This is a genomic window from Micromonospora sp. NPDC049580 (assembly GCF_040675595.1).
Taxonomy (GTDB): Bacteria; Actinomycetota; Actinomycetes; order Mycobacteriales; family Micromonosporaceae; genus Micromonospora.
This window is the reverse complement of record NZ_JBFAPG010000025.1, coordinates 1-26,319: the sequence shown is the minus strand read 5'-3', so window position 1 is coordinate 26,319 and position 26,319 is coordinate 1. Positions and strand designations below refer to the sequence as shown.

Here is a 26,319-nt window from a genome sequence, read left to right as displayed (position 1 = left end):
GCTGACCGGCCTGGCCGGGGCGTACCTCCGGCTGGTCGGCGACACCGCCAGCACCGGGGCACCGCAGCCGTCCACCCCCACCGCCGCCGCCTGCTCGCCGGTGAACTCCTCGATGGCGGCTCGCAACCCCTGCTGCAACGGGTGCTCCGGCCGCCAGTAGCCGTCCCGCGGCCACCCGGCGGCCTCGCAGGTCAGCAGCATTCCGCTGTGCTTGCCGGAGCAGTTCATCTGCACCCGGCTCGGCCCGCCCCCGGCCCGCAGCACCGCCTCCCGGGCCGCCGCACCCACCGGCAGGTCGGGCGGGCAGTGCAGCGCCGAGGCGTCCAGCCCGGCCCGGTCGAGGAGCGCGCCGATCCGGGCCAGGTGGAAGTCCTCCCCCGCGTGGCTCGCCGAGACCAACGCCAGGTCGGCCGGATCGGTAAGCGTCAGGCCGGCGCGGAGCATCCCGATCGCCTGCATCGGCTTGCTGGCCGAGCGCGGGAAGATCGGCGCGGTCACGTCCCCGGCGGTCGCCAGCGGCACCCCGGCGGCGTCCAGCACCACCACCGAGCCGCGGTGCGCGCCCTCCACGAACCCGGACCGGACCACCTCGGCGAGCGGCACGCCGCCCTCGTACGTCTTTCCCACGTGCTGGACGGTACCGAGGGGCCGAGGCTGTCCGTCGGCGGGGTGACCAGGTGGTCCACCGCCCGGGTGACAGGGGCGCGGAAGGTGTCCGGCCTTACAGCCCGAGCAGCGCGCGGGCCTCGGTGGTGGTCAGCGGCGGTCGCTGGGCGAGTTGGGCGAAGCCGACCGCGCGGGCGACCAACTGCATGTTGGACTCGACCGCCCGACCCTTGGCGTACGTCACCGTGTCCTCCATGCCGACCCGCAGGTGCCCGCCGGTGGACAGCGAGGCGAGCATGACCGGGATCGTGCTGCGGCCGATGCCAGTGGCCGAGAAGGTGGTGCCCGCGGGCAGATCCGCCAGCATCCGGTGGGCGGCGACAAGCGTCTCGGTGGTGCCCGGCATGCCGCCCGGCACCCCCATCACGAAGTCGACGTGCACGTGACCGCCCGCCGGCAGGCCGTACTTGCCGAGCAGCCGCTGCAACGCGGACAGGTGGCCGAGATCGAAGATCTCGTACTCCGGCACGATGCCGCGCTCCTGCATCCGGGTGTGCAGGTCGACGATGAACTCCCAGCGGTTGAGGAAGACGTCGTCGCCGAAGTTGACCGTGCCCATGGTGCAGGAGGCCATGTCCGGACCCGCGTCGAGCACGGCGAGCCGGGACGCCTCCGGGTCGGTCACCGCGCCGCCGGAGGAGAGCTGCACGATCAGGTCGGTGCTCTCCCGCAGTGCCGCCACCGTCTCGGCCAGCCGGGCCGGGTCGAGGGTCGGCCGCGCCTCGTCGTCGCGGATGTGAACGTGGATCACGGCGGCGCCGAGCGCCTCGCACTCCTTGGCGGTGAGCAGCAGCTCGTCCAGGGTCACCGGCAGCGCCGGCACCTCCGCCTTGGCCGACTCCGCGCCCGTCGGGGCCACCGTGATCAACGTCCCTGTCGTCATGCCGGCGATCCTAGACGCCCCGGTCAGGACGGGTCGATCGCCGCCGCGGTCTCGCCGATCATCAGCGCGGCGTCGTCCGGGACGTTCCGCTTCAGGACGGCGAGAGCGACCTGACCCAGCTCGTGGTGCAGCACGGCGGTGCCCACGAAGCCCACCGCCCGGCCGTCGAGGGTGACCGGCGTACCGGCGGTCGGCGGCTGGTCGGTGGTCACCCCGTCCAGGTGCAGCAGCACCAGGCGGCGCGGCGGCCGACCCATGTTGTGTACGCGGGCCACCGTCTCCTGACCCCGGTAGCAGCCCTTGTCCAGGTGCACCGCCGGGCCGATGAGGTCCACCTCGGCCGGGATGGTCCGGTGATCGGTGTCCACCCCGACCCGGGGCTGCCGGGCGGCGACCCGGATCGCCTCGTACGCCCAGAGGCCGGCGACCGGCACGCCCGCGCCGCGTAGCTCGGCGACCACCTGCTCCATCGCCGAGCGGGGCACCAGCAGGTCCACCCCGAGCAGGCCGCGACGCGCCCACCCGCCGATCGGCAGCGGTCGGACGTCGTACCGGATGCCCGCTCGGGGCGGCACGGCCCCGGCGGCGAACTTCGGACCCGGCACCGGCACCAGGTCCGGCGCGGCCAGCCCGGTCACGCCGAGCGTGCCCAGGGCCTCCGGCGCCGCCGGCCCGACCAGCGACAGCAGCGCCCGCTCGGCGGTGGCGTCGCGGGGGTCGACCCTGCTGAAGAACCGCATCTTCTCCAGGTACGCCAGCAGACCGTCGGTCGCCCCCGGCTCGGTGTCCAGCCAGGTCGTCTCGCCGTCCTCGGCGACCAGGGCGTGCTGCTCGACGTGCCCGTGCGGCGAGAGCACCAGCAACTCGGTGCCCTCGCCGGCGGCCAGCGTGCTCAGGTGCTGCGAGGTGATCGTGTGCAGCCAGCCGGCCCGCTCCTCGCCGGGCACCGCGATGATCCCCCGGTGTGACCGGTCGACCAGGCCGACCTCGGTGTCCAGGACGCGCTGCTCGCGCAGCGGATCGCCGTAGTGCGCGGCCACCCCCCGCACCCCGACCGCGACGTGCGCCGGGTCCGGCTGGTCACGGCTGGCCTCGTCGATGCTCTCGACGGCCACCGCGCCCGCGATGTCGATCATGTTTGATCCCCGTTCTCGCAGCGGTCGCAGACGCCGAAGAGTGACACGTGCCCGATGTCCACCCGGAAACCCCGCTGCGCGGCCAACTGCTCGGCGAGCGGGCGGAGCAGCTCCGGATCGATCTCGTCGATCGCGCCGCACTCCCGGCAGACCAGGTGGACGTGTTGGTGCTCACCCGCCGCGTGGTAGGTCGGCGAACCGTGCGAGAGGTGGGTGTGGGTCACCAGGCCGAGCCGTTCCAGCAGCTCCAGCGTGCGGTAGATGGTGGTGATGTTGACGCCGGCGGCGACCTCCCGGACGGCGGTGTGCACCTGCTCCGGTGTGGCGTGGCCCAGATCGAGCACCGCCTGGAGGACGAGCTGCCGCTGGGCCGTCAGCCGCAGCCCACGGGCCCGGAGCATTTCCGCGAGGGAGGATTCGGACACCGTCCGATCATAGTTCGGCGGCCGTGGCTACCTCCGCCGTGCGACGCCCGTCGCTACCCTCGACCCTCATGGCGACGTCCTTCACCGGGCAGGTTCCGGTCGGCCCGACCGCGCGGATCGCCGTGCTCGGGCAGGGCCCGGTCCCGGCCACGGAGCCGGTGGTACGCGGCGACGACCGTGGCGTCCTGCACGGCGACGGGCTCTTCGAGAGCATGCACCTGCGCCAGGGCCGGCCGTGGCTGCGCGACGAGCACCTGGCCCGGCTGGCCGCGTCGGCCGCCGCCATCGAGCTGGCCGTGCCCGACGCCGCCGCGTTGACCGACCTGCTCGACACGGTGTGCGCCGGCTGGCCGGCGCGGGTCGAGGGGGCGTTGCGGCTGGTCTGCACCCGGGGCCCGCAGGCCGGCGCACCGACGGTCTACGCCACGCTGAGCGAGGTGCCGGCGGCGGCGCGGATGGCGCGACGGGACGGGATCAGCGTCGCGAACCTGCCGCTCGGGGTGCCCGCCACCGCCCGCGCCGAGTTGACCTGGCTGCCCACCGGGATCAAGTCCACCTCGTACGCGGTCAACAGCGCCGCCCGCCGCTGGGCCCGCGCCAACGGGGTGGACGACGTGCTCTGGATCTCCTCCGACGGGTACGCCCTGGAGGGGCCCACGGCCAACGTGGTGTGGCTCACCGGCGACACGCTCCGCACGGTGCCGGCCGCCACCACCGGCATCCTGCCCGGCACGACCGTCGCCTGGCTGCTCGCCCACGCCGGCGAGCTGGGCCTGAGCGCCGCCGAACGGATGGTCACCCCGGCCGAGCTGCACGACGCCGACGGGGTGTGGTTCGCCTCGTCGGTGCGCGGGCTCACCGAGGTCCACACGCTGGACGGGGTGCGCCGGGACCGTTGCCCGCGCACCCCCGCCCTGCAGTCGCTGCTGGGTTTCCCCGTCGGCTGAAGCGTCAGCCGCCGACCCGGACGAGCCGGGCGGAGAGGTGCGCGCTGAGTGGGTGACCCATCGCCGCCATCTCCTGGGCGTAGAGCAGCGCCCCCTCGACGATGCCGAAGAGCCGGTGCCCGCCGGTGACCTCCTTGGCGGTCGCCGTCCGGACCACCGCGTCGGTGGCGAACTCGACCTGGGTGCCGGTGCGCTTGCCGAGGTGCAGCTCCATCACCCCGGTGGGGGTCGTGAGCAGGGCCTCCAGCTCGTCGGTTGCCCGACCGTCCACCAGCACCGGTCGCCACCAGCCGACCTCACGCCCGGCCGGGCGGACGGGCCTGCTCTGCTCGTCGAGGATCCAGGCGCGCGACTCGTAGTGCAGGAACGGCCGGCCGTCGTGGCTGATCCGGATCTCCTGCGCGTAGTCGAAGTCCTCGATGGTGGGGAAGCCACCCTTGCCCCGGCCGCGCCACAGACCGATGTACGGCAGCAGGCCGTCCAGCGCCGGGTGCAGCTTCGGGCCGACCCGCAGGTCGTGACTCTCCTCGAACGGGTACTCCTCGACCGGCGGCGCGTTCAGCCACGGTGGCTGCAGCGGGTTCTCGTCGCTCACCGTGCCACCTTCGTTCGCGACTGCGGGGCTCGCAGGCCCGGCTCACTCCTCGCGCTCACCGTGCCACCTTCGTTCGCGACTGCGGGGCTCGCAGGCCCGGCTCACTCCTCGCGCTCACCAACGTCCCCTCGAAATCTTTACTGCCAGGTAGACCAGGCCGCCGGCGAGCCCGCCCAGGCCGGCGACCAGCAGGCTGACGAACCCGATCTCGGTAACCATCGTGACCATCCTATGCTGGGCCTCATGGCCCGCTCTCTCGTCGTCAAGGTCACCGCTGGGGCGGACGCCCCGGAGCGGTGCGCGCAGGCTTTCACGGTCGCCGCCACGGCGGTCGCGGCCGGCGTGGACGTGTCGCTCTGGCTGACCGGGGAGTCGACCTGGTTCGCGCTGCCCGGCCGCGCCCAGGAGTTCGAGCTACCGCACTCCGCGCCGCTGGCCGAGCTGCTGCACGTCATCCTGACCAGTGGTCGGGTGACCGCCTGCACCCAGTGCGCGGCCCGGCGGGAGATCGGCCCGGACGACGTACTGCCCGGTGTGCGGATCGCGGGCGCCGCGGTCTTCGTCGAGGAGGCGTTGGCCGAGGGCACGCAGGCGCTGGTCTACTGACCACCGGCACACCTCGGGGCGACGGTATGGGCGGACTCCCGATACCGACCCGACATCTCGGACAGCTGCCTACGATTCGACTGTGACCGAGGCGACGGAGAGGTTCTTCGAATCGCTGCCGACGCGCGCCCCCGCGGTCCTGGGCGGCCTGGCCAGGGGGACCCTGCAGATCGATCTCGGCACCGGCCACCGGACCGAACACTGGCTGGTCCGGATGCGGCCGGGAGCGGTACAGGCCAGCCGCGAGCGGGGTCCGGCCGACGCCATCTGGTTCAGCAGCTCGGCCCTGTTCGACAGGCTGATCACCGGCGAGGCCCAGGCGCTCGCGGCGGTACTGCGCAACGAGAGCACCTTCAGCGGTGACGTGGTGCTCTTCCTGGCCTTCCGCCGCTTCTTCCCGAACCCGCCGGGCACCCGCGACCCGCGCGAGGTAGCCCGGGAGGCAGTCGGGCGGCGGACGTGAACGATCTCGTCAGCATCCTGGACGGCAACACCTTCCTGGTCAGCGACCGACGCGGCGACATCGAGCCGTCCTTCACCTTCCCGACCGGGTTGTTCTCCTTCGACACGCGTTTCCTGTCCAGTTGGGTGCTCACCCTCAACGGCGAGCGGCTGCACGCACTCTCGATCGACGACAGCCAGTCGTACCGGACGACGTTCTTCCTCGCTCCCGGCGAACCCACCCACTACCTGGACGCCAAGTGGTCGGTGATCCGCAGCAGAGAGATCGGGGGCAGCTTCGACGAGGAGCTGACCGTGCTCAACCACTCCGGCGAGGAGGGTGAGTTCACCGTCCGGATCGAGATGAGCAGCGACTTCGCCGACCTGTTCGAGATCAAGCACGCCCGGGAGAAGGTGGGCCGGACGACGGTCGCGGCGACCGACAACGAGCTGCGGTTGACGTACCGGCGGGAGGCGTTCCGCCGGGAGACCGTGGTCCGCTCCACGGTTCCGGCGCAGGTCGACAACTCCGGGATGACCTTCCGGGTCCGGATCGACAGCAACAGCGAGTGGACCACCCGGCTGCACGTCTCCACCGTCGTCTACGGGGCCCGGGGCGAGGACATCCGGGCCACCCTGCCGTACGCGGGCAGCCGCAGCGGGGACGCCATCCGCGCCGAGCAGCAGGAGCTGATCGACCGGGCGCCGAAGCTCGGCTGTGACTGCGAGCCGCTGGCCGGGGCGTACCGGCGCAGCCTCAACGACCTGGCCGCGCTGCGCTACGAGTCGATCGCCCTGGGCGTACGGCTGATCGCCGCCGGGCTGCCGTGGTTCATGACCCTGTTCGGTCGGGACAGCATCATCACCTCGTTGCAGGTGCTGCCGTTCCTGCCGGAGCTGATCCCCCCGACCATCTTCATGCTGGCCGGTCTCCAGGGGCACCGGGTGGACGACTTCCGGGACGAGGAGCCCGGCAAGATCCTGCACGAGCTGCGGTACGGCGAGACCGCCGGCTTCGAGGAGCAGCCCCACTCGCCGTACTACGGGTCGGCCGACTCGACCCCGCTGTTCGTCATCCTGATCGACGAGTACGAACGCTGGACCGGCGACACCGCGCTGGTCAAGCGGCTGGAGCCGAACATCCGGGCGGCCCTGGAGTGGATCGACACGTACGGCGACCTGCTCGGCACCGGCTACCTCTGGTATCGGACCCGCAACCCGGAGTCCGGGCTGCAGAACCAGTGTTGGAAGGACTCCTGGGACGCCATCTCGTACGCCGACGGCCGGCTGCCGGGCTTCCCCCGGGCCACCTGCGAGTTGCAGGGCTACGCGTACGACGCGAAGATCCGGACCGCCCGGCTGGCCCGGAAGGTCTGGAACGACCCGGCGTACGCCGACCGGCTGGAGCGGGAGGCGGCGGCGCTCAAGCAGCGGTTCAACCACGACTTCTGGATCGCCGACCGGGAGTACTACGCGCTCGCCCTGGACGCCGACGGCCGGCAGGTGGACGCGCTCACGTCGAACATCGGGCACCTGCTGTGGAGCGGGATCGTGGACGAGTCCCGGGCCCGCAAGGTGGTCGACCACCTGCTCGGTCCGCGGCTCTTCTCGGGCTGGGGGGTGCGGACCCTGGCCGAGGGCGAGGGTCGGTACAACCCGATCGGCTACCACGTGGGCACCGTGTGGCCGTTCGACAACTCGATCATCGCCTGGGGCCTGGGCCGGTACGGCTACCGGGAGGAGGCCGGGCTGATCTGCGACTCGATGCTCGCGGCGTCCCGCTACTTCGACGGGCGGCTGCCGGAGGCGTTCGCCGGCTACGCCCGCAGCCGCACCGGCTACCCGGTGGAGTACCCGACCGCGTGCAGCCCGCAGGCCTGGTCGAGCGGCACCCCGCTGCTGTTGCTGCGGGTCATGCTGGGGCTGGAACCGCAGGGCGAACACCTGATCATCGATCCGGCTGTGCCACCGGGCATGGGCCGGGTGGAGCTGCTGGACATTCCCGGCCGCTGGGGCCGCGTGGACGCGTTGGGTCGCAGCCGAGGCCCGCAGGATCACCAGACGGGCGGCTGACCCGGGCCCGACGTCCGGCTCAGGCGGGGCAGCCGACGGTGGCGGCCACCAGTGCGGTGTCCGGGCCGAGTTCGGCCAGCACGGTGACGTCGCCGGTGCGGTACGCGTACAGCGGGGGGTTGTCCAGCAGTGGGGTGCCGGCGGCCAGCGGGGCGAGCGCGCCGGCCGTGGCCGAGCCGGGCCCGGCGGCGGACCGTGCGGTACGGGCCACGGCGCCGCCGGGGCACGGCGCGGTGACCAGGTCCGGCGCGGCGTCGGCCGGACGGTCGAGCGCGGTCAGGGCAGCCGTCAGGGCCGTGGCCTCCGGGCCGGCGCCGGTGGCCGGCTTCGGGTCGTAGCCGGCGCCCAGCGGCCGGCAGCCGGTGTCGACGGTCAACCGGAGCCGGCCGTCCCCGGTCGGTCGTCCCTCGACGGCGACGAAGTCCCCGGCGTCGGCGTGCAGTTCGGGGCCGTCCAGGCCGGGGCCGACTCCGGCCCGCCAGGTGGACGGCAGCCGGTCGGCGATGCCGGTCAGCACGGCGCGCTCGGTGCCGGCGGGCGCGAGCACGCCGACCTCGCGGCGCAGCGCCGCGCCGTCGGAGAACGGGGTGACGCGGCAGCCGGCGTTGACCCGCACCGGGCCCAGCTCCAGCAGCCCGGCCGTCCCGGCGGCGCGGGCCAGCTCACCGACCGCCCGGTCGACCACCGGGGCGGCCTCGTCGAGGGAGCGCTGTTCGCGCACCGTCGGCGGGTCGTCGCGGACCGACATCCAGGCGAGCCCGGCCAGCAGCACGGCCCACAGCACGGTCGCGACCAGCAGCCAGCGCCGCCCACGCCGGGCAGGTGCCGGCGCGGCGGGATCGCTCGACGGGGCCCAACCCGTCTGGACAGCACCGTTCACCCGGCCATGGTGTCACGGGCGGTCCGCCGTACCGGAGGCAGCGGTCGGCAGCCGGGGTGACGGCCGCGGGTCAGGCCGGCCGGGGCGGCGGATCGAGCCGGTAGCCGACCCCGCGCACGGTGTGCACCCGCGGCCCGCCCGGCAGCCCGTGCAGCTTGCGCCGGAGCCGCCTGATCGCGGAGTGCAGGATCGCCGTGTCGCCGAGGTACGCGCCGGCCCAGACCGCGGCGAAGAGCTGCTCGTGGCTCCACACCACCAGCGGCGGACCGACGAGCCGGGCGAGCAGCTCCCGTTCGGTACGGGTGAGCGGGAGTGGATCGCCGCGCCAGGTGACCAGGTGCCCGGCCCGGTCGACGACCAGCTCACCCCAGCTGACCCGCCCCTGCGGCGGGGCCGGCGGGGTGGCCGGTGTCGAACCGCCCGACGGTGGGAACAGCATCGCCCGCAGCTGGGCCAGGTCGGCGCAGGTCACGACCGGCCCGATCCCGTCGAGCTGCCGCAGCACCCGCTCGCGCACCGAGGCGTCCGCACTGACGCAGACGACGATCGGGGCCACTGCGCCGGGCCCGCCGACTCCGCCCGCACCACCCGCGACCACCACCCGACGATAGTGACGTATGCCGATGCGATTCGGGGCCCCGTCCACGGTCGGGATGACGCCACGTCACTGACCAGGCACTGACCGGCGTTATTCACTGAGCACCGTCCGAACCAGCCAGAGCATGACTGTCAGCGGACGTGGGGGTGCTGCGCAGGGGTCACCGTCGGGGTCGCGGCGACGGTCCGGGTGAACCGGGTGGGTACGACGACCGGCTACACCCTGACCGCGAACGCCCAGGGCCGGTACGTCTGGTGGCTGCCAAAGGGCCGCTACGAGGTGATCGTCGCCAAGGACGCCTGGGTGCCGCAGACGCAGCGCACGCGGATCGAGGCGGGCATCGTCGACACGCTCGACTTCACCCTCGATCCGGCCTCGTCCTGCACGAAAGCCACCGGCATCTGACCCGACACTCGTGGATGGCCGGCGACCTGTTGGCCGCCGGCCACCCGCCGGGCCGATTCCCGGCCGCACACTCGCTCCCGCACTGTCGTTTACCCGACATCGGCACACCCGGAAAGCCAGTGTCATCGATGAACGGTGGGTAGTGGACCAGTGACGCGAGGAACCACCATGTGGTCCGCGCCGTCGGAGGGAGGCAGTAGGGTGACGCCAACAGCGACGTCGTCGACGGCGAGAGGTCCAGCAATGGGCACCGCCATCGTCAAGACCCCACAGGAGCTGCGCGAATGGCGAGCTCGCCTCCTGGAACGCGTCCACATGAACAAGGAGACGCTGTACGACCTGGGGCGCAACTTCGATCTTCGAGCCGACGAGCGCAGCGTCTACGAGATGGTCCGCTCCATTGACTACCTGCTCGGCGATGACGACTGACGGCCCTTCCGTCTCTCCCGATCTCATTGCCAGAGCCAGCGCTTTCGCCGACGACATCACCGCTCGCCTGCACCGGGTGGTGAAGACGGAGAAGAGCCTGTCGGCATTGTTGATGCCTGGCAGGAACGGCGGCCGGGTCATGGTTGGCATCGTCGAGGGAGACGCCTGTACATCGACAATAGGCACCGCCTCGACCTGCTGGTCAAGTTCAACTGCTGCATGGATTCGAGCGGCAGGCATTTGGCCACGGATTCCTCGTGGCTCCATGTGACCTCGAAGGGCGACAAGGCACCGCTGTTTCGCTATGAGTACGTTCGAGACATCCAGAGCGGTGTGCCCTGCGCCCACCTGCACGTACATGGCCACCGCGATGAGTTCGCCTTCGCCATGCAGGACGGGGCACGAGGACGCCCCAAGGCCCGCAAACGCCGGCACGAAGTGCCACGGCTCGCGAAGTTTCACTTTCCGCTCGGCGGGCACCGCTTCCGACCCTGCGTCGAGGACATCCTCCAGGCCGTCGTGGAAGAGTTCTGCGTCGACACCGTCGATGGATGGCGGAACGCGGTGGACGAGGGCCGCGAGGAGTGGCGCCGGCTCCAACTACTCGCGGCGGTGCGCGACGCGCCCAATGTCGCAGTGCGGGCGTTGGACGAGCTGGGCTACAAGATCGTGCCGCCCGACTCCGTACCGGCCGACAACCAGGGCAGGATGTGCGCCTACTGACCGCCTCGCGACGACCGGGGCCGGCCACCCCGGAGGGTGACCGGCCCCGGTCGATCAGAGCAGTGGGTCAGGCGACGGTGACGGTGACCTCGTTGACGCCCCGGCCGGCGGTGACGGCGGCGTCGCCGTTGCCGTGCCGGGACAGCGCCCGCAGCGTCCAGGAACCGGGCGCGGCGAAGAACCGGAACTGGCCGGCCGCCGAGGTGACCACCTCGGCGGTGAACTCACCTGTCGAGTCGAGCAGCCGGACGTACGCGCCAGGCACGGCCTCGTCCGCCGCCGAGCGGACGATGCCCGTGATGACGGTTTCCTTTTCCAGGTCCAGGCTGGTCGGCAGCGGCGCGGCCTGGTCGGGTGCGGCGCAACCCGCAGCGGTGGGAGCAGTCATGGCGGATCAGGCCTCCCCGGGCTCATCGCCGAGCGCGACCGGCACGCCGACGAGCGAGCCGTACTCGGTCCAGGAACCGTCGTAGTTCTTCACGTTGCGGTGGCCGAGCAGCTCCTGAAGCACGAACCAGGTGTGCGAGGAACGCTCACCGATCCGGCAGTACGCGATGGTCTCCTTGCCGTCGTCGAGCCCCGCGTCGCCGTAGATCCTGCGCAGCTCGTCGTCGGACCGGAAGGTGCCGTCCTCGTTGGCCGCCTTGGACCACGGGACGCTGATCGCGGTCGGGATGTGACCGGCCCGCTGCGCCTGCTCCTGCGGCAGGTGCGCGGGGGCGAGCAGCCGGCCGGCGAACTCGTCGGGGCTGCGCACGTCGACCAGGTTCTTGGTGCCGATCGCGGCGACGACCTCGTCGCGGAAGGCCCGGATGGAGGTGTCCGGCTCCTGCGCGACGTACTGGGTCGCCGGGCGGGCCGCCGTCTCGGTGACCAGCGGACGGGCGTCCAGCTCCCACTTCTTGCGCCCGCCGTCGAGCAGCTTCACGTCGCGGTGGCCGTAGAGCTTGAAGTACCAGTAGGCGTACGCCGCGAACCAGTTGTTGTTGCCGCCGTACAGGATCACGGTGTCGTCGTTGCTGATGCCCCGCTCGGACAGCAGCGCCTCGAACTGGGTCTTGTTGACGAAGTCCCGGCGGACCGGGTCCTGGAGGTCGGTCCTCCAGTCGATCTTGATGGCGCCGGCGATGTGGCTGGTCTCGTAGGCCGAGGTGTCCTCGTCGACCTCGACGAAGACGACGCCCGGGGCGTCAAGGTTCTTCTCGGCCCATTCGACCGAGACGAGTGCGGTGTCGCGACTCATCGAATCACTCCCTGGTGAGGATGGATGGTGAGCCAACGCGCGAATATCGATGGGTTGAACTGTCGCACCGCGCGCGGGACCCAGCGGAAGGACGGGATCACGGGTTTGTGCGACGGCGCCGCTGCCGGGCGTTCGGTGGGATCACCGGAAAGGGTCGAGGACCCTGCGTGCCGGTGGCCGCCGTCAGGCGGCCAAAAACAGCCCCGCCGTCAGATGACAGGGCGACACAGGCAGGTGGCCACGCGGCACAGGTCGACCGCGCGCCGTTTGGTGAGGTGGGTCCCCATGAGCACGGAGCCTACCAGGCAGTGACCGGGCTGCCACTGGACCGACCACCATCCGGGATCGTCAGGGCTGCGGGGCCGATGGGGTGTCCCAGCGGCCCGAATGATTGACGCGCCGCTCAGCCGGCGGAGTTGATCGGTACGTTCTTCGCGTCGGCGGTGACCGCCAGCCCTTCGGGCAACGGCCGGACCTCCCGGACCGCGAGCTGGAACGGCAGGTCGGGCAGCGGCACGTCGACGGAGATGCCCTCGGCGTACCTGTTCAGGATCGTGCGGGCCAGCGGCAGGTTCGGCAGGCCGGCGGCGTCCAGTTTGCTGAAGCGCAGGGCGACGGCGCCGTTCTTGGCGACGGTGACGTCGGCGGTGCCGCTGACGGTGAACTTCTGGCCGAGGATGTCGACCGGGGCGGTGACGGCGAGCTTGCCGCCCTGCTCGCCGAGGGTGAGCCCGGGTCGGTTCAGCAGCGCGGCAAGGCTCTCGTAGCTGATCGTGCCGGTGCCGTTGACCGTGTCGGCGACGACGTCGCCCTGCCCGGTCCGCAGCGTGTCGAGCGAGGCACGCACGTTGCGGGCGTCCACGTCCAGCACCGGCAGCCGTACGGCGTCGCCCTCGACCGACGCCTGCACGTCCCGCAGAGTGATGGAGATCCGCTCGTACCGCCCGTCCAGCACCTGGGTGAGGAACGGCGTCCCGGCGACCTCGACGTCGGGCTTGGCCGACTGCGCCCCCTGCTTGCTGACCTCCTGGCTGACCCGCTCGGCGATGAGCCGCTCGGCCACGCCGACCGCCACCCGGTCGGCGACCACCAGCAGACCCGCCACCACCAGGAGCAGGACGACCAGGCCGATGAGCAGCTTGCGACCGCGCCGTCGGGGCCGGGCCTCGTCAGCCGGATACTCCTGGGCCACGCCGCCTCCTGTCTCCGCCCGCCGCGATGCGGCGGGACGTCCGAACCGGTGCCGCAGCGCGGCGCACCCGTAGGTACCCGACCGACACCGGCCTCAACCGTAGGCTCAGAGGAACAGCATGCACATGGCGTACGCCGCCGGTGCGGCCAGGGCGAATCCGCCGAGCGGACCCTGCATGTGCCGGGCGACCCACATGGTGGGCGGTTCGCCCGCCATCAGGCGACCCGCCTCCGCGTACCCCACGGCGAGATCGGACAGGACGGCGGTGACGGCCGCGACCAGGCCGATCACCGCGGCCCGGGTCGGCGTGAAGGGTGCCACCAGGTAGCTGCCGAGGAGAGCGCTGCCCAGCGTGCCCACCATCGCGCCGGCGACGACGCCGGCCGCGCCCCGGGGCACCTGCGGGGCCAGCCGGGGCCACGGCAGCACCGCGTCGGTGAGGCGGGCGACGGTCAGCGCGACCCCGCTCGCGGTCAGGCAGACCGTGATCGCCTGGGTGCCGGCCGGGATGCGGCTGAGCACGATCAGGGTGCCGAAGGCCACGACCCCGACCACGATCAGCAGTGTGGCGCCGAGTGAGTCGGTGACCCGGACCCGGTCGACGCGGCGGACCAGCTGGCCGAGCACGGCGGCGAGGAAGCCGCCGACGGCCAGGTAGCCCAGCGGCGCCAGACCGGCGACGTCGCTCTGGACGGCGGCGACGTCAGCGGCAGCGGCGACCGCCGCGCTGATCCCGCCGACCAGCAGCAGCGCGGGTGGGCGCATGGCCATCGTCCAGGCGAGCACGAACAGCAGCTGGACGCCGAAGACGATGAAGGCGAACGGCAGGCGGTGACCCGGCCCGGACGTCTGCGCGCCGAGCACCAGACCCACCCCGAGCAGCGCGGCGAAGCCGGCGATGGTCAGGGCCAGCGGCCGGTGCACCTCCACCGGAGCGACGGGCTCCTCCTCCGGCTCGTCGACCTCGTCCTCGGCACGACGGGCCGGCTCCCCGGCACGGCGGGCCCGGCGCGGCCCACCCCGTTCACGGCGTTCGCCGTCGGCGACGGCCGGTCCGGTGCGCGGCGCGGGCGGATGGCCACGGGTCGGAGCGGCCGGACCCGGGCGGGGACCGTCGGACCACGATTCGCGGCCGGCGTCGGGCGAGGTGGAGGGAAACACGCCCCGATCGTGCCAGATCGGCTGCCCGGCGCGACGGTCACGGGTTTCCGCAACGTTAAAACCTGCGCCGCGATCAGGGGCAAGCTAGACAAACGGGAAATGACTCGGAGGCGCGGCCGAGGCGATCGGTTACGCTCAACGCGTTACCCGCCCGTCAGCGACGCCGGGACCACGCTATTTCTCAGCGCACTCCGCCACGAGTGTGTCTGGTCGCGTGCGGCGTTGCGCCGCCGGGACGGAGGTGATCGTGGAGATCCTGCTGCTGGTGACCGCGCGCGCAGGGGAACCGTCGGCTGTGCTGCCGGCGCTCGACCTGCTGCCACACTCGGTTCGCACCGCGCCGCGCGACGTCCGCACCCTGGTTGCCGGGCCCAGCCCCGACGCGGTGCTGGTGGACGCCCGGTCGGAGCTGAGCGAGGCCCGAGCGACCTGCCGGATGCTGCACGCCACCGGGCTCGGGGTGCCGCTGGTCGCGGTGGTGACCGAGGCCGGTCTGATCGCGCTGAACGCGGACTGGGGCGTCGACGACGTCATCCTCGCGTCGGCCGGTCCCGCCGAGGTCGAGGCTCGACTGCGGCTCGCGGTCGGCCGCCTGAGCAACGCGACCGCCGGCGCCGGCGGCTCGATCCGGGCCGGCGAGCTGACCATCGACCCCGACACGTACGCCGCCAAGCTGAAGGGTCGCCCGCTCGACCTCACCTACAAGGAGTTCGAGCTGCTGAAGTTCCTGGCCCAGCACCCGGGCCGGGTGTTCACCCGCGATCAACTGTTGCGCGAGGTCTGGGGCTACGACTACTTCGGCGGCACCCGGACGGTGGACGTGCACGTCCGGCGGCTGCGCGCCAAGCTCGGCTCGGAGTACGAGTCGATGATCGGCACGGTCCGCCAGGTGGGTTACAAGTTCGTCGTACCGCCGTCGCGCTCCCTGCCCGAGGCGGAGCACGCGCCGCTGCCCGTCTGATCCCCACCCCGGGGCGATTTCCCATATGCCCCTTTTGCGCGGCTCGCCAGTCCTATTCTGACTGCCGGGTTTGTCGGAAAAGGGGGCGACGGTGCGGGCAGGTAGCACGGGGGCGAGGGGCCGGCGCGTCCGGCCAGCCGGGCGGAAGCCGTGACGCGGGTCAGCTCGACCGCGCGCGCGGCAGTGATCGTGACGGCGGTGGTGGCCGCCCTGCTCGGCTCGGCGTACGTGCTGGGCCGCAGTCTCGTCCCCGACCAGACCCAGCGGCACGCCACCGGCGTCACCACCGAGGGCGACGGGCCGCACTACGCCGACCAGACTCCCGAAGAGCCCCCGACCGGCGCCCCGACCGGCGCCCCGACCGGTATCCCGACCGCGGGCCAGAGCGCCGGCCCGTCCGAGGCCGGCCAGGACGGCTCGGGGCAGAGCGCCAGCGGCGACAAGCTGTTCGGCGCCCACACCGAGACCGGCAACGCCCGACTCGCGCTGACCTTCGACGACGGGCCGGACCCGCGCTACACCCCGCAGGTCCTCGCGATCCTGCGCGAGTACGACGTCAAGGCCACGTTCTGCGTGGTGGGCGAGAACGCCCAGGATCATCCCGACCTCATCCAGGCGATCGTCGCCGACGGCCACACCCTGTGCAACCACTCCTGGCACCACGACGTCTCCCTCGGCAACAAATCCGCCGACCAGATCCGCGCCGACCTGGTACGCACCAACGAGGCGATCCGGTCGGCGGTCCCGGACGCCCCGATCGTCTGGTACCGCCAACCCGGCGGCGCCTGGACGTACCCCGTGGTGTCGGTGTCGCAGCAGCTCGGCATGACTCCGCTGCACTGGTCGGTGGACCCGTCGGACTGGCAGGCGCCCGGTGCCAGCAAGATCGCCGCGACCGTGCTCGCGCAGGCGGAACCCGGTGCGGTGGTCCTCATGCACGATGCCGGCGGCGACCGGCAGGGCACGGTCGACGCGCTGCGCCGGATCCTGCCCCAACTCAGCGCGCGATACGAGCTGGAGGCACTGCCCACCGACCCGACGTGAGCTACGACCCCCTACTCGGGCGACAGTCCGGGACGCCCGAGACGCAGCGGCTACGGTGACCCAATGAGCAGCGCGGAGCCGACCAGCGACCAGGTGACCCGGACCGACCGACTGGCCCCGACGGAGATCGCCGGCGTGCTGGCCCTGGCGCGTACGGCGGGCGACACCGACGGCGCGGACCCGCTCGACGAGCACGTCCTGCTCCGCCTGCGCGATCCGGAGGCGCCGGCCGTGCACCTGCTGGCCCGCGCCGACGACGGCACCCTCACCGGGTACGCCCACCTGGACACCACCGACCCGGTGGGCGGGATCGGGGTGGAGCTGGTGGTGCACCCCGCGTACCGGCGGCGGGGCACCGGCCGGGCGCTGGCCCGGGGCGTGCTCGCCTCGGCCACCGGGCCGCTGCGGGCGTGGGCGCACGGCGACCACCCGTCGGCGGCGGCGCTCGCCGTGGACCTCGGGTTCACCCGGGCGCGCGTGCTCTGGCAACTACGCCGGCCGTTGGCCGCCCCGCTGGGCGAGCCGCGCCTGCCCGACGGGGTGGCGCTGCGTGCGTTCCGGCCGGGGGCCGACGACGCGGCCTGGCTGGCCCTGAACGCGCGGGCCTTCGCCGAGCATCCCGAGCAGGGGCGGTGGACCTCGGACGACCTGCGGGTCCGCCTCGCCGAGCCGTGGTTCGACCCGGCCGGCTTCCTGCTCGCCGAGGAGACCTCGACCGGCCGGCTGCTCGGCTTCCACTGGACGAAGGTGCACGAGCGGCCCGGGTCGGCCCGCATCGGCGAGGTGTACGTGCTCGGCGTGGAGCCGACCGCGCACGGGGGCGGGCTCGGTCGGGCGCTGACCACCGCGGGGCTCGCGTACCTGCGGGACAAGCGGGGGCTCGACCGGGTGATGCTCTTCGTGGACGACTCGAACACCGGGGCGGTCGCGCTCTACGAGCGGTTGGGCTTCGCCCGCTGGTCCGCACACATCAACTACCACCTGGGCTGACCGTCGGACGCCGCCCCGACCGAGTCACCGGCGGGTAACGGCCGAGCATCGGCGGGATAACGCCGAACCGGAAATATACCCATACTTCCGACAGGTGTACCCGAGTTCACTTAACGGACAACTCACCCTCAGCAAGCGGTCACCTCGGGGGCCGTACGTGTTCACCTTGCGTTCACTTGTGACCGGCGAACCGGCTACCTGGCACTTCTAACTTTCGTGTCAGCCGGTCAGTGCCGGTCCTCGGGCCCCGGCATCGGGGCACCAAGTCAGACGCGAAGGGAAACCCCTCAGGTGAAGCTCCAGCGGTACGGCACTATTGCCTGCCTCGCTCTTGCCGCGACGCTCGGCCTCAGTGCATGCGGCTCGGACAACAACGAGCCCACTTCCGGCGCCAGCGCCTCGGGCTCCGCCGCCGCGGTCGACTGCGGTACCGGCACGGTCAACGCCCAGGGCTCGTCGGCACAGAAGAACGCCATGGCCGAGTGGATCAAGGCGTACCAGCAGAAGTGCGCTGGCACCACGATCAACTACGAGGCTTCCGGCTCGGGCGCCGGCATCCAGGCGTTCATCGCCGGCACCGCCGACTTCGCCGGCTCCGACTCCGCGCTCAAGCCGGAGGAGCAGCCGCAGGCCGACGCCAAGTGCGCCGGCGGCAAGGCCATCCACCTGCCGATGGTGATCGGCCCGGTGGCCGTCGCCTACAACGTCAGCGGCGTGGACAACCTCCAGCTCAAGCCGGCCACCCTGGCGAAGATCTTCGCCGGCAAGGTCACCAAGTGGGACGACGCGGCGATCAAGGCCGACAACCCGGACGCCAAGCTCCCGGCGACCGCCATTCAGACCGTCCACCGCTCGGACGAGTCGGGCACCACCGACAACTTCACCAAGTTCCTCTCGAAGACCTCCGAGGCGGACTGGACGCTGGGCAACGCCAAGGCCTGGAAGGCCCCGGGCGGCACCGGCGCCAAGGGCTCGGACGGCGTGGCCAGCCGGGTCAAGGGCGCCGACGGCTCCATCGGCTACATGGAGTGGTCGTTCGCCGAGAACGCCGGCCTGAAGATGGCCAAGATCGGCAACGGCAACGGCGAGTTCGCCGCGCTGACCGCCGAGGCCGCTGGCAAGACCATCGCCGGCGCCAAGATCGATGGCCAGGGCGACGACCTCAAGCTGTCGATCGACTACAACACCAAGGAGGCCGGGGCCTACCCGATCGTCCTGGCGACGTACGAGATCGTCTGCAGCAAGGGCCTCGCGGCCGACAAGCTCAAGCTGGTCAAGGGTCTGCTGGGCTACGCCGCCAGCGCCGAGGGCCAGAACTCGCTGACCGACCTCGGCTACGCCCCGCTGCCGGAGACGGTCCGCACCAAGGTCGAGACCGCGGTCAAGAACCTCTCCTGACCCGACCCCACCACCTCCGCAACCGAATCGAGCGAGCAGATGGGTGAAACCCCTCACCGCTCGGCCGACGCCGGCACCGGCGGGACGCGCGTGACCCAGAGTCACGAGTGGCCCGCCGGTGCCTCGGCGCGTGTGGCCGAGGCACCAGTCAGCACCCGTTCCCCGGGCGGCACCGGGCTGGGCGGCGGTGGCGGCGCGTTGCCGCGCAGCCGCAAGTTCGGCGCCGAGCGGGCCTTCCGCGGTCTCACACTGGCCGCCGGCACCGCCGTTCTGGTCATCATCGCCGCCATCGCGATCTTCCTGATCGCCAAGGCGGTGCCGGCCCTGCGCGCCAACACCGAGAACTTCTGGACCTACGAGGGCTGGTCCCCCAACGAGCCGCAGCCCAAGTTCGGCATCGGCACGCTCGCCTTCGGTACGGTGCTCAGCTCGGCGCTGGCGCTGCTGATCGCGGTGCCGGTGGCGTTGGGCATCGCGCTCTACCTCTCGCACTACGCGCCGCGCCGGCTGGGCACCGCACTCGGCTTCCTGGTCGACCTGCTGGCCGCCGTGCCGAGCGTGGTCTTCGGCCTGTGGGGGCGGGACGTCTTCAGCAACCCGGTCCGGGACTTCTCGGTCTGGCTGAACGAGCACTTCGGCTGGATCCCGCTCTTCGGCGGTGACGGCCCGTTCGGCGCCTCGATCATGCTGGGTGCCCTGGTCCTCGCGATCATGGTGTTGCCGATCATCACCTCGCTCTCCCGCGAGGTGTTCCTCCAGACGCCGACCGCGAACGAGGAGGCCGCCCTCGCGCTGGGCGCCACCCGCTGGGAGATGCTCCGCACCGCGGTGCTCCCCTACGGTCGCCCCGGCATCATCGCCGCGGTGATGCTCGGTCTGGGTCGGGCGCTCGGCGAGACCATCGCCCTGGCGCTGACCCTCGGCATCACCTTCGGCATCTCGTTCAACCTGATCCAGAACGGCGGCAACACCATCGCCGCCAACATCGCCAACGCGTTCGGCGAGGCGAACGAGACCGGCCGTGGCGCGCTCATCGCGTCCGGCCTGGTGCTGTTCACCATCACGCTGATCGTCAACATCACGGCGCGGGCGATCATCTACCGCCGCCGGGAGTTCACGGAGTCGGCCGCATGACCACAACCGTCACCTCCCACCGCACCCGCCCGCCGGCCCAACCGGCCTCGCTGCGGGCCCGGCGGCTGCCCCGGTACGCCGCACCGGCCCTCGCCGTGGCGGCCCTGGCGCTCTCCGCCGCGCTGGTCTACGGCACCGGCATCGGCGGCCCGGTCCTCGTCGTCGTCCTCGGCGCGATCCTCTACCTGGTCGGGCTCTTCGTCGCGGCCAACGCGGTCGAGGGCCGCCGGTCGGCCCGTAACCGCACCTGGAGCGCGCTGATCCACTCCGCGTTCGTGCTGGCGGTGCTGCCGCTCGTCTCGGTCGTCTGGACGCTGCTGAGCAAGGGCACCGAGCGGCTGGACGGCACCTTCTTCCAGACCTCGATGAACAACATCGGGGCCCGGGACCCGAACGGCGGCGCGTACCACGCGATCGTCGGCACGCTGGAGCAGGTCGGGATCGCCACCCTGATCACCGTCCCGCTCGGCGTTCTCTGCGCGATCTACATCGTCGAGTACGGGCGGGGCAAGTTCGCCTTCGCGATCCGATTCTTCGTGGACGTGATGACCGGCATCCCGTCGATCGTCTCCGGCCTCTTCGTGCTGGCGTTCTGGGTGCTGGTCGTGTCGCCGTGGTTCAACGACGGCCGGCCGAGCTTCTCCGGCTTCGCCGCCGCGCTCGCGCTGAGCGTGCTCATGCTGCCCACCATCGTCCGGTCCACCGAGGAGATGCTCCGCCTCGTCCCGCCGCCACTGCGCGAGGGCGCGTACGCGCTCGGCATTCCCAAGTGGAAGACCATCCTGCGGGTGGTGGTGCCGACGGCGCTGCCCGGCATCGTCACCGGCGTCATGCTCGCCATCGCCCGCGCGGCCGGCGAGACCGCTCCGGTGCTCCTGGTCGCCGGCGGCGGCGCCGCGATCAACACCAACCCCTTCGAGAACAACCAGTCGTCGCTGTCCCTCTTCGTCTACCAGCAGGCCGGTGACGCGTCGAAGTACGCGCCGGCACGGGCGTGGACCGCGGCACTCACCCTGGTCGCCCTCGTGCTCATCCTGACGATCGCGGCGAAACTGCTGGCCCGTCGCAACAGGCTCAGCCGATGAACCCCGGAGGTACCACCATGGCCAAGCGCGTCTCCGCCTCGAACGTCACCGCCTACTACGGCGGGTTCAAGGCGATCGAGAACATCAACCTGACTGTCGAGCCGAAGACGGTCACCGCTCTCATCGGGCCGTCCGGCTGCGGCAAGTCGACCTTCCTGCGGTCGATCAACCGGATGCACGAGGTGCTGCCGGGGGCCCGGGTCGAGGGCAGCCTGACCATCGACGACCAGGACATCTACGACCGGGACGTGGACGTCACCGCGGTCCGGCGCACCATCGGCATGGTCTTCCAGCGGCCGAACCCGTTCCCCACCATGAGCATCTTCGAGAACGTGGTGGCCGGGCTGAAGCTCAACGGCGTCCGGCGCAAGTCGATCCTGGACGAGGCGGCCGAGAAGGCGCTGCGCTCGGCGAACCTGTGGGACGAGGTCAAGGACCGGCTGGGCAAGCCCGGCGCGGGCCTCTCCGGCGGTCAGCAGCAGCGGCTCTGCATCGCCCGGACCATCGCGGTCGAGCCGCAGGTCGTGTTGATGGACGAGCCCTGCTCGGCCCTGGACCCGATCTCCACGCTGGCCATCGAGGACCTGATGTTCCAGCTCAAGGACAAGTTCACGATCATCATCGTGACGCACAACATGCAGCAGGCCGCCCGTGTGTCGGACCGGACCGCCTTCTTCTCCATCGAGAAGACCGGCGACCCGGGCCGTCTCATCGAGTACGACAACACCCAGAAGATCTTCAGCAACCCGAGCGTCAAGAAGACCGAGGACTACATCACCGGCCGCTTCGGCTGAGCTTCCCCCTTCCCTCCGCGACGCAGGCGGTCCGTCTCCGGACGGACCGCTTCGTCGTTCCCGCGGCCGATGACCGTCGATCCGTGAGCTGCCTACGATCACCGGGTGCGTTCACCCGGCAGGCTCCTGCGCGGATGCCGGCCCGACCAGCGGGTCGCCGTCGGCCTGTTCGTCGTGCTCGCGGCGCTGATCCTGGTCACGCCGAACGGGCCACACCATGTGCTCGGATACGCCGCCGCCATCGCACTGGCGGCGGTGCAGGCCGGCACCATCGCGGTGCTGCGCCGCCACCCGGAGGCCGCGATGGCGGTGGCCGTCCTCGCCGGGATCGGCATCGAGTCGCTCAGTCCGGCCATCGGCTGGCTCGGTCAGGTCGCCGCGGTGCTCGCCGGGTACGCGCGGCGGAGGCCGCCGTCGCGGTCGCTGTGGGTGCTCGGCCTGCTGGTGGCCGGGACTCCCTGGAAGCTGGCGTACGGCGACTGGCGCAACGTGCTGCTCGCGATCGCCGGCCCGGCGCTCGGCTGGACCCTCGGTGAGCTGGGTCGGACCCGCGCGCTGCGCCGGCAGGACTCCGAGCGGCGCATCGTCACCCAGGAACGCGAACGGATCGCCCGCGAGCTGCACGACGTGCTGGTCCACACGGTGTCGGTGATCGTCGTGCAGGCCGGTGCCGCGCAGGACGTCTTCGACCGTCGACCCGACCTGGCCCGCGCGGCGCTCACCTCGATCGATCTGGCGGCCCGTTCCACCCTGTCCGAGCTGCGGGTGCTGTTGCAGACGATGAGCGCCGACACCGAGCCCGGCTCGGCCACCCCGCAGCCCGGTCTGGCGCAACTGGACACGTTGGCCGCGTCGCTGGGGGCCACCGGGCTGACCGTCGAGCTGGACCGGGAACCGGCCCTGCCACCGTTGCCGGCGGCGGTGGACCTCTCGTCGTACCGGATCGTGCAGGAGTCGCTGACCAACACGCTGCGGCACAGCCAGGCCACCCTGGCCCGGGTGACGGTGCGGTGCTCGCCCCGGTCGGTACGGCTGGAGATCCGCGACGACGGCCCGGCCCGTCCGAGCGGCCGGGTCGACCGTTCCGCGCACCGGGGGATCGTGGGGATGCAGGAACGGGCCCGGCTGCTGGGCGGGACGCTGGACGCCGGGCCGGTGCCGGGTGGCGGCTTTCGGGTACGGGCGGACCTGCCGCTCACCTCGGCATGACGGCGGCCATCCGAGTGTTGATCGCCGACGACCAGGCCCTCGTCCGAGCCGGGTTCGCGATGATCATCGAGAGCCGCGAGGACCTCGAGGTGGTCGGCGAGGCGGGCGACGGCCTGGAGGCCGTGGCGCTGGCCGGGCGCCTGCGACCGGACGTGATCCTGATGGACGTACGGATGCCCCGGCTGGACGGCATCGAGGCGACCCGCCGGCTGGTCGCCGCCGGCCAGGCGGCGAGGATCATCATGCTGACCACGTTCGACCTGGACGAGCCGGTGTTCGCGGCGCTGCGGGCCGGTGCCAGCGGCTTCCTGCTCAAGGACATCCGCCCCGACGAGCTGGCTACGGCGGTACGGGTGGTGGCGCGCGGTGAGGCGCTGCTCGCGCCGACCGTCACCCGGCGGCTGCTCGACCGGTTCGCCAGCGAACTACCCGGCGGCACTCCCCCGCCGGCGCTCGACGCGCTCAGCGCGCGTGAGATCGAGGTGCTCACGCTGGTCGCGCGGGCGCTCTCCAACGACGAGATCGCGGAGCGCCTGGTCCTCAGCCGGGCCACCGTGAAGACCCATCTGTCGGCGATTCTGCTCAAGCTCGGTCTGCGCGACCGGGTGCAGGCGGCAGTGCTCGCCTACGAGTGCGGCCTGGTCCGGCCGGGCACCGCTCCGCCCCGGGGATGACCGTGAGTCCCGTCCCGGGACCGATCCGAAAGGCCCGCCGAACTGCCTAATCTCCCTCCAAAGAGGAGGGAAGCATGATCCGAACTGTTCTGGCACTGCTGACCGCCGTACCCCTGATCGTCACGCCGGGATCCGCCACCGACCCGCCCACCGACCGGTGCGCGGGGTTGGCCGGGGCGCGGATCCCGCAGGTGTCGGTGACGTCGGCGGAACGCGACACCAACGCCGAGGGCCAGGAATTCTGCATGGTGCAGGGGGTGATCCGGCCGCAGACACGGTTCACCGTCAAGCTCCCCGTCTCCGGATGGACGGGGCAGTACGTCCAGCAGGGCTGTAGCGGGCTGTGCGGCACGGTGCCCGACCTGACCCTGCCGCTCTTCGGGTTCCAGTGCGCGGCCGCGCGGGACGGCAGGCTGGTGCTGGCCTCCGACGACACCGGGCACACCGGCGACCCGCAGACCAGCGAGCCCGCGACCTGGGGCGCCGACCCTCGGGCGCGACTGGAGTTCGGGCTGTTGTCCGAGCACCGGCTGCGGCGGGTGGCGGACGCGGTGATGGTCGCGTACTACGGGCACGGGCCGACGTACCGGTACTTCGACGGCTGCTCGACCGGCGGCCGGCAGGGGCTGATGCTGGCGCAGCGGTTCCCGTCCGACTTCGACGGCATCCTGGCCGGCGCACCGGTGCACAACCTGGCGCCGCTGGCGCTGCTCAACGCCTGGGTGGTGCTGCGCAACACCGACGCGTCGGGCCGGCAGATCCTCGGCCCGGAGAAGATTCCCGCGCTGCACGAGGCGGTTGTGCAGAAGTGCGGCGCGGTCATCGAGGACCCGCGGCGGTGCGGGTTCCAGCCGTCGTCGCTGCGCTGCCCGCGTGGCACGGACCGACCCGACTGCCTCACGGCCGCCCAGGTGGCGGCCGTTGTGGCGTTCTACCGGGGCCCGAACGGGCTCTACCCCGGAGGCATGCCGTACGGATCGGAGCTGGGCTGGATCGACGAGTTCGTGGTGCGCTCCGGCTCCCCGGTGGACGGCAACACCGGGAGGATCGCGCTCAACTACCTGAAGTACCTCGCGTACCCGCAGAGCCCACCGGCCGACTTCCAACTGAACGACGTGCGGTTCACCCGGGCGATGTTCGAGCGGCTGAACGTGCTGGGCGACGCCATCTACAACGCCACCGACGCGGACCTGTCCGAGTTCCGCGACCAGGGCGGCAAGCTGATCCTCTACCACGGCTGGGCGGACCCGTCCGTCCCCCCGTTCTCGACGGTCGACTACTACGCGGCGGTGCAGCGTCGCGGCGGCAGCGAGGCGTTCACGCGGCTGTACATGGTTCCCGCCGGCTACCACTGCCTGTTCGGGCCGGAGCCGACCGAGCACCCGTCGGAGGTCGGCATCCCGGAGTTCCTCCAGCCGCTGATGGACTGGGTCGAGCGCGACGTCGCGCCGGGCGACATCGACGTCCTCACCTACGCGCCCAATGCGGAGCCGGACCAGCAGTTCGTCCGCTTCCTCACGGTGGCGCCGTTCGACGCGCTGGCACCGGCGCACGCCGCCCCGGGCAGCCTCAACGCCAACTACCGCTACGTCGGGCACTACTGACGGGCCGCCGGTCCGCCGTACCCGCAGGGATACGGCGGGCCGCCGGCTGGGGTCAGCCGAGCACGAAGCGGGGCTCGCCGTCGGCCGGGAGGTCCAGGCGCGGAGTGATCGGCGTGGCGGCGTCCCGGTCGGCCGCCGCCCGCGCCACGCCGGCCAGGTCGCCGGCAGCCGCCACCTGGGCCAGCGTGACCAGGGTCGGCGGCAGCATGGTCAGCTCGCCCGCCTCGGCGCGGGCCAGCGCGTCCGCCGGGCGGATCCAGAGGGTGTGGTCGGCCTCGCCGGAGACGTCGCGGGTCCGCTGCCCCGCCGGCAACAGAGCGACGAAGAAGTACGTGTCGAAGCGGCGCGGCTCGAACTCCGGGGTGATCCAGCGGCTCCACGGCAGCAGCAGATCCGACCGCAGCGTGAGGTGACGGTCGGCGAGCAGCGCCGCGAAGCCCAGCCGGCGCCCCTCCAGGTCCTGCCGGGCCGCCTCCCAGTCGTCGCCGCTGACGTCACCCACCACAGTCGCCGGATCGGGCCCGGCGAGCAGCACGCCGGCCTCCTCGAAGACCTCCCGGGCGGCGGCGCAGACCACCGCCTGGGCGGCGTCCGGGGCCACTCCGAGCCGCCCCGCCCACTCGGCCGGCGCCGGGCCGGCCCAGTCGAGGTGCGCCGCCGAGTCGGAGCGGTCCACCCCGCCGCCGGGGAAGGCGTACACCCCGCCGAAGGTCATCGCGGCGACGCGGCGGATGACGTACACCTCGAAGTCGGTGTCGGTCGGGCGCAGCAGCAGCACGGTGGCCGCGACGCGCGGCGTCGCCGGGGTACCGCCCTCGGCCTGGAACCGGCGGGCGTGCTCGACCAGGGCGGCGGGCGCGGCGAAGCCGTCGCTGTCGATCGTCATGGCGCGAGCCTAGTTCCCCGGCCCGCCGCCACCGGCCGGCGTGCGCCGGTGGGCTCCGCTCGACCGCCGACCACCCACGCGTCTCCTTCGCTCTGCTTCAACCCACGCAACAGAAATGGCCGTTCACTGTTGCGTGG

Annotated in this window: 30 protein-coding genes and 1 pseudogene; 17 read left to right on the top strand and 14 right to left on the bottom strand. The window is 72.1% G+C overall.

All coding sequences use genetic code 11. The features are described 5' to 3' along the window. The 4 genes from AB0J68_RS04310 to AB0J68_RS04295 form a co-directional block, all read right to left on the bottom strand. The coding region (locus tag AB0J68_RS04310; protein WP_363936059.1) for an asparaginase at positions 1 to 627 on the bottom strand (627 nt) is incomplete at its 3' end. Positions 628 to 721: 94 nt separating this feature from the next. After that, complete coding sequence (locus AB0J68_RS04305) at positions 722 to 1,549, bottom strand: 3-keto-5-aminohexanoate cleavage protein (RefSeq protein ID WP_354859816.1); 828 nt, start codon at positions 1,547 to 1,549, stop codon at positions 722 to 724. A 23-nt stretch (positions 1,550 to 1,572) separates the two neighbouring features. Further along, positions 1,573 to 2,685, bottom strand: coding sequence for a folate-binding protein (locus AB0J68_RS04300; protein ID WP_355064477.1), 1,113 nt, complete (start codon positions 2,683 to 2,685; stop codon positions 1,573 to 1,575). Continuing rightward, positions 2,682 to 3,110: a Fur family transcriptional regulator gene (locus AB0J68_RS04295; protein WP_355064475.1), complete on the bottom strand. Its 429-nt coding sequence runs from the start codon at positions 3,108 to 3,110 to the stop codon at positions 2,682 to 2,684. The genes AB0J68_RS04300 and AB0J68_RS04295 overlap by 4 nt, the downstream gene beginning before the upstream one ends. A 68-nt stretch (positions 3,111 to 3,178) precedes the next feature. Between AB0J68_RS04295 and AB0J68_RS04290 the strand changes: the two genes are divergently transcribed. Further along, positions 3,179 to 4,057: an aminotransferase class IV gene (locus tag AB0J68_RS04290; RefSeq protein ID WP_355064473.1), complete on the top strand. Its 879-nt coding sequence runs from the start codon at positions 3,179 to 3,181 to the stop codon at positions 4,055 to 4,057. A gap of 4 nt (positions 4,058 to 4,061) precedes the next feature. On the opposite strand, the gene AB0J68_RS04285 is transcribed toward AB0J68_RS04290, so the two are convergent. Further along, the gene (locus AB0J68_RS04285; RefSeq protein WP_354859826.1) at positions 4,062 to 4,652 is read right to left on the bottom strand and encodes an FABP family protein; all 591 of its coding nucleotides are present in this window, start codon (positions 4,650 to 4,652) and stop codon (positions 4,062 to 4,064) included. A 114-nt stretch (positions 4,653 to 4,766) separates the two neighbouring features. Next, positions 4,767 to 4,871 carry a small membrane protein MtfM gene (gene mtfM / locus AB0J68_RS04280; RefSeq protein ID WP_305076120.1) on the bottom strand — a complete coding sequence of 35 codons (105 nt, stop codon included), beginning with the start codon at positions 4,869 to 4,871 and terminating at the stop codon, positions 4,767 to 4,769. A gap of 12 nt (positions 4,872 to 4,883) precedes the next feature. Here mtfM and AB0J68_RS04275 point away from each other — a divergent pair, with 12 nt between their 5' ends. The 3 genes from AB0J68_RS04275 to AB0J68_RS04265 all read left to right on the top strand — a co-directional run bounded on the left by AB0J68_RS04275 (position 4,884) and on the right by AB0J68_RS04265 (position 7,772). Next, positions 4,884 to 5,258: a DsrE family protein gene (locus AB0J68_RS04275; RefSeq protein ID WP_354859829.1), complete on the top strand. Its 375-nt coding sequence runs from the start codon at positions 4,884 to 4,886 to the stop codon at positions 5,256 to 5,258. An 82-nt stretch (positions 5,259 to 5,340) separates the two neighbouring features. Beyond that, positions 5,341 to 5,721 carry a hypothetical protein gene (locus tag AB0J68_RS04270; RefSeq protein WP_354859832.1) on the top strand — a complete coding sequence of 127 codons (381 nt, stop codon included), beginning with the start codon at positions 5,341 to 5,343 and terminating at the stop codon, positions 5,719 to 5,721. Beyond that, positions 5,718 to 7,772 (top strand): glycogen debranching N-terminal domain-containing protein, encoded by a 2,055-nt coding sequence (locus AB0J68_RS04265; protein ID WP_354859834.1) that lies wholly within the window; start codon positions 5,718 to 5,720, stop codon positions 7,770 to 7,772. The genes AB0J68_RS04270 and AB0J68_RS04265 overlap by 4 nt, the downstream gene beginning before the upstream one ends. A 19-nt stretch (positions 7,773 to 7,791) precedes the next feature. On the opposite strand, the gene AB0J68_RS04260 is transcribed toward AB0J68_RS04265, so the two are convergent. Together AB0J68_RS04260 and AB0J68_RS04255 are read right to left on the bottom strand one after the other, a co-directional pair. After that, entirely contained in the window at positions 7,792 to 8,556 is a 765-nt protein-coding gene (locus AB0J68_RS04260) for a hypothetical protein (protein WP_354859860.1), read from the bottom strand. A gap of 166 nt (positions 8,557 to 8,722) precedes the next feature. Then, the gene (locus AB0J68_RS04255; RefSeq protein ID WP_363936061.1) at positions 8,723 to 9,208 is read right to left on the bottom strand and encodes a winged helix-turn-helix domain-containing protein; all 486 of its coding nucleotides are present in this window, start codon (positions 9,206 to 9,208) and stop codon (positions 8,723 to 8,725) included. A gap of 192 nt (positions 9,209 to 9,400) precedes the next feature. Here AB0J68_RS04255 and AB0J68_RS04250 point away from each other — a divergent pair. The 3 genes and pseudogenes from AB0J68_RS04250 to AB0J68_RS04240 all read left to right on the top strand — a co-directional run. Further along, positions 9,401 to 9,655 (top strand): annotated as a pseudogene (locus AB0J68_RS04250) (carboxypeptidase-like regulatory domain-containing protein); the annotation flags it as partial. A 243-nt stretch (positions 9,656 to 9,898) separates the two neighbouring features. Beyond that, a complete protein-coding gene (locus AB0J68_RS04245; protein WP_363936054.1) occupies positions 9,899 to 10,084 on the top strand; it encodes a hypothetical protein in 186 nt (61 codons plus the stop codon). A gap of 267 nt (positions 10,085 to 10,351) precedes the next feature. Then, a complete protein-coding gene (locus AB0J68_RS04240; protein ID WP_363936052.1) occupies positions 10,352 to 10,807 on the top strand; it encodes a hypothetical protein in 456 nt (151 codons plus the stop codon). Between the two features lie 67 nt (positions 10,808 to 10,874). Here AB0J68_RS04240 and AB0J68_RS04235 read toward each other — a convergent pair whose 3' ends face one another. From AB0J68_RS04235 to AB0J68_RS04215, 5 genes are all read right to left on the bottom strand, one after another. Then, positions 10,875 to 11,195 carry a DUF1416 domain-containing protein gene (locus tag AB0J68_RS04235; RefSeq protein ID WP_354859840.1) on the bottom strand — a complete coding sequence of 107 codons (321 nt, stop codon included), beginning with the start codon at positions 11,193 to 11,195 and terminating at the stop codon, positions 10,875 to 10,877. Positions 11,196 to 11,201: 6 nt separating this feature from the next. Beyond that, positions 11,202 to 12,050 (bottom strand): sulfurtransferase, encoded by an 849-nt coding sequence (locus AB0J68_RS04230; protein ID WP_354859843.1) that lies wholly within the window; start codon positions 12,048 to 12,050, stop codon positions 11,202 to 11,204. A gap of 209 nt (positions 12,051 to 12,259) precedes the next feature. Then, a complete protein-coding gene (locus tag AB0J68_RS04225) occupies positions 12,260 to 12,337 on the bottom strand; it encodes an Ms5788A family Cys-rich leader peptide (protein ID WP_310503780.1) in 78 nt (25 codons plus the stop codon). A gap of 116 nt (positions 12,338 to 12,453) precedes the next feature. Then, a complete protein-coding gene (locus AB0J68_RS04220; RefSeq protein WP_363936049.1) occupies positions 12,454 to 13,242 on the bottom strand; it encodes a DUF2993 domain-containing protein in 789 nt (262 codons plus the stop codon). 105 nt (positions 13,243 to 13,347) lie between these two features. After that, on the bottom strand, positions 13,348 to 14,403 hold the full coding sequence (locus AB0J68_RS04215) for a hypothetical protein (protein WP_354859849.1): 1,056 nt from the start codon (positions 14,401 to 14,403) through the stop codon (positions 13,348 to 13,350). A gap of 241 nt (positions 14,404 to 14,644) precedes the next feature. Between AB0J68_RS04215 and AB0J68_RS04210 the strand changes: the two genes are divergently transcribed. The 10 genes from AB0J68_RS04210 (at position 14,645) to AB0J68_RS04165 (ending at position 25,296) form a co-directional block, all read left to right on the top strand. Continuing rightward, positions 14,645 to 15,364: a response regulator transcription factor gene (locus AB0J68_RS04210; protein ID WP_179781168.1), complete on the top strand. Its 720-nt coding sequence runs from the start codon at positions 14,645 to 14,647 to the stop codon at positions 15,362 to 15,364. Positions 15,365 to 15,553: 189 nt separating this feature from the next. Further along, positions 15,554 to 16,408: a polysaccharide deacetylase family protein gene (locus AB0J68_RS04205; RefSeq protein ID WP_354859851.1), complete on the top strand. Its 855-nt coding sequence runs from the start codon at positions 15,554 to 15,556 to the stop codon at positions 16,406 to 16,408. 63 nt (positions 16,409 to 16,471) lie between these two features. Further along, positions 16,472 to 17,398, top strand: coding sequence for a mycothiol synthase (gene mshD, locus AB0J68_RS04200; RefSeq protein ID WP_355064467.1), 927 nt, complete (start codon positions 16,472 to 16,474; stop codon positions 17,396 to 17,398). Between the two features lie 291 nt (positions 17,399 to 17,689). After that, positions 17,690 to 18,796, top strand: a complete 1,107-nt coding sequence (gene pstS / locus AB0J68_RS04195; protein ID WP_354861655.1) for a phosphate ABC transporter substrate-binding protein PstS — start codon at positions 17,690 to 17,692, stop codon at positions 18,794 to 18,796. Between the two features lie 39 nt (positions 18,797 to 18,835). Beyond that, positions 18,836 to 19,930, top strand: coding sequence for a phosphate ABC transporter permease subunit PstC (gene pstC, locus AB0J68_RS04190; RefSeq protein WP_354861653.1), 1,095 nt, complete (start codon positions 18,836 to 18,838; stop codon positions 19,928 to 19,930). Further along, entirely contained in the window at positions 19,927 to 21,015 is a 1,089-nt protein-coding gene (gene pstA / locus AB0J68_RS04185) for a phosphate ABC transporter permease PstA (protein WP_354861651.1), read from the top strand. Before pstC ends, pstA begins: the two co-directional genes overlap by 4 nt. 17 nt (positions 21,016 to 21,032) lie before the next feature. Further along, positions 21,033 to 21,809 (top strand): phosphate ABC transporter ATP-binding protein PstB, encoded by a 777-nt coding sequence (pstB, locus tag AB0J68_RS04180; protein ID WP_354861658.1) that lies wholly within the window; start codon positions 21,033 to 21,035, stop codon positions 21,807 to 21,809. A 105-nt stretch (positions 21,810 to 21,914) separates the two neighbouring features. Then, positions 21,915 to 23,018 (top strand): sensor histidine kinase, encoded by a 1,104-nt coding sequence (locus tag AB0J68_RS04175; RefSeq protein ID WP_354861650.1) that lies wholly within the window; start codon positions 21,915 to 21,917, stop codon positions 23,016 to 23,018. Continuing rightward, positions 23,015 to 23,692, top strand: coding sequence for a response regulator transcription factor (locus tag AB0J68_RS04170; RefSeq protein ID WP_354861648.1), 678 nt, complete (start codon positions 23,015 to 23,017; stop codon positions 23,690 to 23,692). The genes AB0J68_RS04175 and AB0J68_RS04170 overlap by 4 nt, the downstream gene beginning before the upstream one ends. Positions 23,693 to 23,766: 74 nt before the next feature. Further along, positions 23,767 to 25,296 carry a tannase/feruloyl esterase family alpha/beta hydrolase gene (locus tag AB0J68_RS04165; protein WP_363936045.1) on the top strand — a complete coding sequence of 510 codons (1,530 nt, stop codon included), beginning with the start codon at positions 23,767 to 23,769 and terminating at the stop codon, positions 25,294 to 25,296. A 52-nt stretch (positions 25,297 to 25,348) separates the two neighbouring features. On the opposite strand, the gene AB0J68_RS04160 is transcribed toward AB0J68_RS04165, so the two are convergent. Then, on the bottom strand, positions 25,349 to 26,182 hold the full coding sequence (locus AB0J68_RS04160; protein ID WP_363936042.1) for an NUDIX hydrolase: 834 nt from the start codon (positions 26,180 to 26,182) through the stop codon (positions 25,349 to 25,351). Between the last annotated feature and the right edge of the window lie 137 nt (positions 26,183 to 26,319).

Coding starts and splice junctions, on each gene's coding strand:
- AB0J68_RS04305 (WP_354859816.1), bottom strand. CDS start 1,549: ATGACGACAGGGACGTTGATCACGGTGGCCCCGACGGGCGCGGAGTCG.
- AB0J68_RS04300 (WP_355064477.1), bottom strand. CDS start 2,685: ATGATCGACATCGCGGGCGCGGTGGCCGTCGAGAGCATCGACGAGGCC.
- AB0J68_RS04290 (WP_355064473.1), top strand. CDS start 3,179: ATGGCGACGTCCTTCACCGGGCAGGTTCCGGTCGGCCCGACCGCGCGG.
- mtfM (WP_305076120.1), bottom strand. CDS start 4,871: ATGGTTACCGAGATCGGGTTCGTCAGCCTGCTGGTCGCCGGCCTGGGC.
- AB0J68_RS04275 (WP_354859829.1), top strand. CDS start 4,884: ATGCTGGGCCTCATGGCCCGCTCTCTCGTCGTCAAGGTCACCGCTGGG.
- AB0J68_RS04245 (WP_363936054.1), top strand. CDS start 9,899: ATGGGCACCGCCATCGTCAAGACCCCACAGGAGCTGCGCGAATGGCGA.
- AB0J68_RS04235 (WP_354859840.1), bottom strand. CDS start 11,195: ATGACTGCTCCCACCGCTGCGGGTTGCGCCGCACCCGACCAGGCCGCG.
- AB0J68_RS04230 (WP_354859843.1), bottom strand. CDS start 12,050: ATGAGTCGCGACACCGCACTCGTCTCGGTCGAATGGGCCGAGAAGAAC.
- AB0J68_RS04225 (WP_310503780.1), bottom strand. CDS start 12,337: ATGGGGACCCACCTCACCAAACGGCGCGCGGTCGACCTGTGCCGCGTG.
- mshD (WP_355064467.1), top strand. CDS start 16,472: ATGAGCAGCGCGGAGCCGACCAGCGACCAGGTGACCCGGACCGACCGA.
- pstC (WP_354861653.1), top strand. CDS start 18,836: ATGGGTGAAACCCCTCACCGCTCGGCCGACGCCGGCACCGGCGGGACG.
- pstA (WP_354861651.1), top strand. CDS start 19,927: ATGACCACAACCGTCACCTCCCACCGCACCCGCCCGCCGGCCCAACCG.
- pstB (WP_354861658.1), top strand. CDS start 21,033: ATGGCCAAGCGCGTCTCCGCCTCGAACGTCACCGCCTACTACGGCGGG.
- AB0J68_RS04170 (WP_354861648.1), top strand. CDS start 23,015: ATGACGGCGGCCATCCGAGTGTTGATCGCCGACGACCAGGCCCTCGTC.
- AB0J68_RS04165 (WP_363936045.1), top strand. CDS start 23,767: ATGATCCGAACTGTTCTGGCACTGCTGACCGCCGTACCCCTGATCGTC.
- AB0J68_RS04160 (WP_363936042.1), bottom strand. CDS start 26,182: ATGACGATCGACAGCGACGGCTTCGCCGCGCCCGCCGCCCTGGTCGAG.